Below are 6,344 nucleotides of genomic sequence, written 5' to 3'. Positions count from 1 at the left end.
CGCGGTCGCCGTGCGCGCCGCGGTGCCCCGCCTCACCGAGGCGCACCTCGACGAGATGCGCGCGGCGAACGACGCGTTCGCCGCGGCGCAACGCGCGGGCGATCTGCAGGGTGCGCTCGAGGCCGACGACCGGTTCCACCGGGTCGCGGTCGCCGCGGCGGGCAACACCGCCGTCGCCGACGTGCTCGCGCAGTACGAGCCGGTGCTCCGCCGCGCCGAGCGGCTGCGCTTCGCCTCGCACGAGGGCGCCGCCTCGGCAGAGCGCCACGCGCGCCTCATCGCACTGTGCGCCGCGGGCGACGCCGAGGGCGCCGCGCGCCTCGCCGCCGAGACCTGGCAGACCCTGGCACCCGAGTCCGAACCCGCACCCGCACCCGCACCCGAGCCCGACACCGCACCCCGCCCCTGAGACCGAGGACCCCGTATGAAGCTGCACGAGTTCCCCCGCCACCCGCTCACGTTCGGGCCGAGCCCGCTGCAGCCGCTGAAGCGCCTCACGCAGCACCTCGGCGGCGCCGAGGTGTGGGCCAAGCGCGAAGACGTCGCGAGCGGCCTCGCGTTCGGCGGCAACAAGGTGCGCAAGCTCGAGTACATCGTCCCCGACGTGCTCGCCTCGGGCGCCGACACGCTCGTCTCGATCGGCGGGTACCAGTCGAACCACACGCGCCAGGTCGCCGCCGTCGCCGCGCACCTGGGGCTCAAGGCCCGCCTCGTGCAGGAGAAGTGGGTGCCGTGGGACGACCCGGCGAACACGCAGGTGGGCAACATCCTGCTCTCGCGCATGATGGGCGCCGATTCGAGACTCGACGACGCGGGGTTCGACATCGGCATCCGCGATTCATGGAAGCAGGCCCTCGCCGACGTCGAGGCGTCGGGCGGCACGCCGTACGCCATCCCGGCGGGCGCCAGCGAGCATCGGCTCGGCGGGCTCGGGTTCGCCAACTGGGCGTTCGAGGTGGCCGAGCAAGAGAAGCAGTTCGGTGTGTTCTTCGACACGATCGTCGTCTGCACCGTCACCGGTTCGACCCACGCGGGCATGATCGCGGGGTTCGCGGCGCTCGAAGAGCTCACCGGCGTGCGGCGCCGGGTCATCGGCATCGACGCGTCGGCCACGATCGCGAAGACGCGCGACCAGGTCGCCCGCATCGCGCGGCACACGGCCGAGCTCATCGAACTCGGTCGCGACCTGCGCGACGACGAGATCCAGGTGCTCGAGGGGTGGGCCGGTGACCTCTACGGCATTCCGGTGGCGTCGACGATGGATGCCATGGCCACCGGAGCCCGTCTCGAGGCGATGATCACCGACCCGGTCTAGGAGGGAAAGTCGCTCGCTGGCCTCATCGACCTCGTGTCATCGGGCGACATCCCGAAGGACTCGACCGTGCTCTACGCGCACCTGGGCGGCCAGCCCGCGATCGACGCCTACCACTCCCTGTGGGACCCGGCAGGCTGACGCAGGGCCGTCAGGCGGTGATGACCTGCGCCGTGCCGATCTGGGCATCGGGGCCCATCTCGTCGGCGATGCGGCGCGCCTCTTCGATGAGGGTCGCGACGATCTCCGACTCGGGCACGGTCTTGATGACCTCGCCCTTGACGAAGATCTGACCCTTGCCGTTGCCCGAGGCCACACCGAGGTCGGCCTCGCGGGCCTCGCCGGGGCCGTTGACGACGCAGCCCATGACGGCGACGCGCAACGGCACCGTGACGTCTTTGAGGCCCTCGGTGACGTTCTCGGCCAGCGAGTACACGTCGACCTGGGCGCGCCCGCACGAGGGGCACGAGACGATCTCGAGCTTGCGTTCGCGCAGGTTCAGCGACTGCAGGATCTGGTGGCCGACCTTGACCTCTTCGGCGGGCGGGGCCGAAAGCGACACGCGGATCGTGTCACCGATGCCCTCTCCGAGCAGAATGCCGAAGGCCGTCGCGCTCTTGATCGTGCCCTGGAAGGCCGGGCCCGCCTCGGTGACCCCGAGGTGCAGGGGCCAGTCGCCGCGCTCGGCGAGCAGGCGGTAGGCCTTCACCATCACGATCGGGTCGTTGTGCTTGACCGAGATCTTGAAGTCATGGAAGTCGTGCTCTTCGAAGAGGGATGCCTCCCAGACGGCGCTCTCGCAGAGCGCCTCCGGCGTCGCCTTGCCGTACTTCTCGAGCAGGCGCCGGTCGAGCGATCCCGCGTTCACGCCGATGCGGAGCGACACACCGGCATCCTTCGCTGCCTTCGCGATCGCGCCGACCTGGTCGTCGAACTTGCGGATGTTCCCCGGGTTCACGCGCACCGCGGCGCAGCCTGCGTCGATCGCCTGGAACACGTACTTCGGCTGGAAGTGGATGTCGGCGATCACCGGGATCTGGCTCTTCTTGGCGATGATGTGCAGCACATCGGCGTCGTCTTGGCTGGGCACCGCCACGCGCACGATCTCGCACCCCGACGCGGTCAGTTCGGCGATCTGCTGCAGCGTCGCGTTGATGTTCGTCGTCGGCGTCGTGCACATCGACTGCACGCTGATGGGGGCATCGCCGCCCACGAGCACCTTGCCGACCTTGATCTGACGGCTCTTGCGACGCGGGGCGAGGACGTCCGGCACACGCGGCATCCCGAGATTCACTGCTGGCACGCGCTCCAGCCTACGCCGCACCGGCCGGAGCGAGGCTGTGAGCGGCGGCGGCGCACGTTCTGCTAGGGTGACCGCATGTTCACGAGCGCCTCCTGGTGGCCCACCCGCTGACGGCGGTGTGCTCGTAACCTGTGACACAGACCGCCCTCGAGGCGGTCTTTTCGTTCCCGGACGAATGCAGCCCGCCCGACCTGAAGAAAGGCCCGGCGATGACCCCGAGCCCCTCCCTGCTGGAGGCCACGGTGCGCTCCGGCAGCCCGTTCGCCCTGATCGCGCGCGACACCGACACCGTTGAATTGCTCACCGGCGACGTGGTCGACGTCCAGCTGCTCGCCGACATCCCGCTCATGGATGCCTCGGGCACCCCGCGCGAGGTGCTCGCGCTGGTGCCGTTCCGCCAGGTCGTCGAGCGCGGGTTCGACTGCCACGACGACCAGGCGCCGCTGCGCTGCCTCGTCGTGGGCGCGCACCACGTGCTGCCACGCGACGAGGTGATCGCCGCGCTCCCCACCGCGCCCGTGTCGCTCGAGGGCGCCGGCTTCGACATTCCCGACGAGGAATACGCCGACATCGTGCGCACCGTGATCGCCGACGAGATCGGCCGCGGCGAGGGCGCGAACTTCGTGATCCGGCGCGACTTCGAGGCATCCATCGACGTCGATCCGCTGACGGCGGGGCTCACGTGGTTCCGCGCTCTGCTCGAGCACGAGCGCGGCGCCTACTGGACGTTCCTCGTCTCGACCCCCGGCCACCTCGCCGTCGGGGCGAGCCCCGAAGCGCACGTCAGCGCGCACGACGGTGTCGTCACGATGAATCCGATCTCGGGCACCTTCCGCCACCCGGCGGGCGGGGCGACCGCCGAAACGCTCACCGAGTTCCTCTCGTCGACCAAAGAGACCGAAGAGCTCTTCATGGTCGTCGACGAAGAGCTCAAGATGATGTCGGCGGTCTGCAGCGACGGTGGCCGCATCACGGGGCCGCACCTGAAGGAGATGTCGCGCCTCACGCACACCGAGTACATGCTGCGCGGGCAGAGCACGATGGACCCGCGCGACATCCTGCGCGAGACGATGTTCGCCCCGACGGTCACGGGGTCGCCGATGCAGAACGCGTGCACGGTCATCACACGGCACGAGAAAGCGCCGCGCGGCTACTATTCGGGCGTCGCGGCCCTGTTCACGCCGACCGCTGCGGGCACGCACGATCTCGACGCGCCGATCCTCATCCGCACCGCGTACCTGGTGGACGGCCGCCTGCGGGTGCCCGTCGGCGCGACCCTGGTGCGCCACTCCGACCCCGACGGCGAGGTGGGCGAGACCCACGGCAAGGCCGCCGGGGTGCTCGGCGCGATCGGCGCGATCGCCCGGGACGAGGTGGCCGAGCGTGCGGCGCTCGACGAAGACGCCCCCGCCGCGGCGCCGCGCGTGCTGGCCGATGATCCCGACATCGCGGCGCTCCTCGCCGCCCGCAACGACCGGCTCGCGCCGTTCTGGCTCAACCCGCAGGGCGGGGAGAGCCAGGGGTCATTCGCCGGCCGCACCGCGCTCGTCGTGGATGCCGAAGACCGCTTCACCACGATGCTCGCGCACCAGCTGCGCCACCTCGGCTTCGCGGTCGAGGTCACCCCGTGGAGCGCGGTGACCGATGCCGCCGTCGCCGAGGCCGACATCGTGGTCGCCGGCCCCGGGCCGGGCGATCCGCGCGACGAGGCGAGCCCCCGGATCGCGCGCATGCGGCAGGTCGTCACGGGGCGGCTCACGGCGGGTAAGCCGCTCTTGGCCGTGTGCCTCAGCCACCAGATCCTCGCCGACGCGCTCGGCATCGGGCTCGCGCCTCTCGCCTCGCCCCACCAAGGGTTGCAGAAGCAGGTCGACGTGTTCGGGAGCGAGGCATCCATCGGCTTCTACAACACATTCACGGCGCGGGTCGCTCCCGGCACGGCCGCGCTCGGCGAGACCGAGATCGCGGCCGACGCGGCATGCGGCGACGTCTACGCCCTGCGCGGCCCCGGCTACGCCTCGATCCAGGGGCACCTCGAATCGATCCTCTCGCGCGACGGTCTCGACACCCTCGACCGCCTCGTGACGCACGCGCTCGCCTGAGGCTGCGGGATCACCCGAGACGCGGGATCAGCCCCCGAGCAGCTTGACGGGGTTGAAGAGGTCGGCGGCGACGAGCACGACCGTCATCGCGATGAGCGCGACCACGACGACGAACGTGACCGGCACGAGCTTGGTCGCGTCGACGGGTGCGGGCGGCGGGCGGCGCCACAGCTTCGCCCAGGCGCGGCGCAGGCCGTCCCACAGGGCGACCACGACGTGCCCGCCGTCGAGGGGAAGCAGCGGCACCAGATTGAAGACGAACAGGGCGACGTTGAGCGAACCGAGAATCGTCAGCAGGCTCGCGACGCGGTTCAGGATCGGCGCGTCGGTCGCGGCGACCTCGCCCGCCAGGCGCCCCGCGCCGACGACCGACAGCGGACTGTTCGGGTCGCGGCTCTGTCCCGTGAAAAGGTCGACGGCGGTGTCGTACACCCGCACCGGTAGCTGCCAGATGACCCCCGCGACCTGGCCGGTCTGCGCGAGCGCGGCCTGAGGGCCGTCCCACAGGGGCTGACGCACGTATTCGACGGTCGCCGTCATGCCGACGAAGCCAACCTCGGCCGTCTGCGCGGTGCCGTCCGGCCCCGCGATCTGACGCTCGGCGAGCATCGGGGTGACCTGCAGCGTCTGCTCGGCCCCGTTTCGCCGCACGACGATGGGGAGGGTGCGGTTCGGCGCGGCCTGAATGATCGCGGATGCCTCGGCGAAGGTCTGCACGGCCGTGCCGTCGACCGAGACGATCACATCTCCCGGGCGAAGGCCCGCCGCTGCGGCGGGCGAAGCGGGGTCGTCGGCGGTGCAGGCGGTCTGGGTGGTGCCCGCCGGCAGTACGCACTCGTTGACCGAGGCGATCGTGGTCGTGGCGGTCTGCAGCCCGATGCCGCTGAACACGATGGCGAACAGCACCATCGCGAGCAGGAGGTTCATCACCGGACCGCCGAGCATGATGATGACCCGCTTGTAGACCGGCAGGTCGTAGAAGGTGTGCTTTCCGTCGTCGCCGTCGAGGGTCTGGTCGTTGACGGCGCGCGCGTCTTGCACCATGGTGGCGAAGAATCCGCCGCCGGCTTTCCCGTCGGTGGCTGCTCCGTCGGCCGCTCCGTCGGCCGCGGGCGAGGGCGGGTACATGCCCGCCATCGAGATGTAGCCCCCGAGCGGAATGGCCTTGACGCCGTATTCGGTCTCGCCGATGCGGCGCGACCACAGCGTGCGGCCGAAGCCGATCATGTACTGCCCCACGCGCACCCCGAAGCGCTTGGCGGGGATGAGGTGACCGAGTTCGTGCAGGGCGATCGACACCGCGAGCCCGACGACGAGCAGCGCGACCCCGATGACGAAAGCGATGACGGTCACAACAGGCGACGCTATCGCGCGCCGCTTTGAGTTTGCCGAGCCGCGCGGGAGCGCCCGCTCCGTTAGGCTCCTCGGTGTGAGGGGGATCGAGGCGCACGCACGGGCATCGCGCGGCGCGCGTGCCGTCCGCGGCACGGTCGCCGCCGGCACCGCGGTGCTCATCGCCGGAACCGCCCACACACTCTCGGGCGGGGGCGCTCCGCCCGCCTGGCTCATGGTCGGCATCGCGATCCTCGCCGCGCCGCTGTGCATGCTCCTGGTCGGCCGTCGGGCG

Annotated in this window: 4 protein-coding genes and 2 pseudogenes; 4 read left to right on the top strand and 2 right to left on the bottom strand. The window is 71.0% G+C overall.

The genetic code is table 11. The features are described 5' to 3' along the window. Positions 1–409, top strand: a 409-nt coding sequence (locus G3N18_RS15285; RefSeq protein ID WP_196385115.1) for an FCD domain-containing protein, incomplete at its 5' end; no start/stop codon positions are given. A 15-nt stretch (positions 410–424) separates the two neighbouring features. After that, positions 425–1,453 (top strand): annotated as a pseudogene (locus G3N18_RS15280) (1-aminocyclopropane-1-carboxylate deaminase). Between the two features lie 10 nt (positions 1,454–1,463). Here G3N18_RS15280 and ispG read toward each other — a convergent pair. Then, entirely contained in the window at positions 1,464–2,615 is a 1,152-nt protein-coding gene (gene ispG / locus G3N18_RS15275) for a flavodoxin-dependent (E)-4-hydroxy-3-methylbut-2-enyl-diphosphate synthase (protein ID WP_196385114.1), read from the bottom strand. A 209-nt stretch (positions 2,616–2,824) separates the two neighbouring features. On the opposite strand from ispG, the gene G3N18_RS15270 reads away from it, so the two are divergent. Further along, on the top strand, positions 2,825–4,717 hold the full coding sequence (locus G3N18_RS15270; protein ID WP_196385113.1) for an anthranilate synthase family protein: 1,893 nt from the start codon (positions 2,825–2,827) through the stop codon (positions 4,715–4,717). A gap of 27 nt (positions 4,718–4,744) precedes the next feature. Here the strand turns inward: G3N18_RS15270 and G3N18_RS15265 are convergent, their stop codons facing one another. After that, positions 4,745–6,070 carry a site-2 protease family protein gene (locus G3N18_RS15265; RefSeq protein WP_196385112.1) on the bottom strand — a complete coding sequence of 442 codons (1,326 nt, stop codon included), beginning with the start codon at positions 6,068–6,070 and terminating at the stop codon, positions 4,745–4,747. 76 nt (positions 6,071–6,146) lie between these two features. On the opposite strand from G3N18_RS15265, the pseudogene G3N18_RS15260 reads away from it, so the two are divergent. After that, a pseudogene (locus G3N18_RS15260) lies at positions 6,147–6,344 on the top strand (hypothetical protein); the annotation flags it as partial.

The sequence above is a fragment of the Microbacterium paulum genome (assembly GCF_015707995.1).
Classification (GTDB): domain Bacteria; phylum Actinomycetota; class Actinomycetes; order Actinomycetales; family Microbacteriaceae; genus Microbacterium; species Microbacterium paulum.
Note: the sequence above shows the minus strand (reverse complement) of the source record. Positions and strands in the feature narration are given on the sequence as shown.

What these genes read in the sequence shown, in the direction of transcription:
- G3N18_RS15270 (WP_196385113.1), top strand. Translation starts at nt 2,825, where the DNA reads ATGACCCCGAGCCCCTCCCTGCTGGAGGCCACGGTGCGCTCCGGCAGC.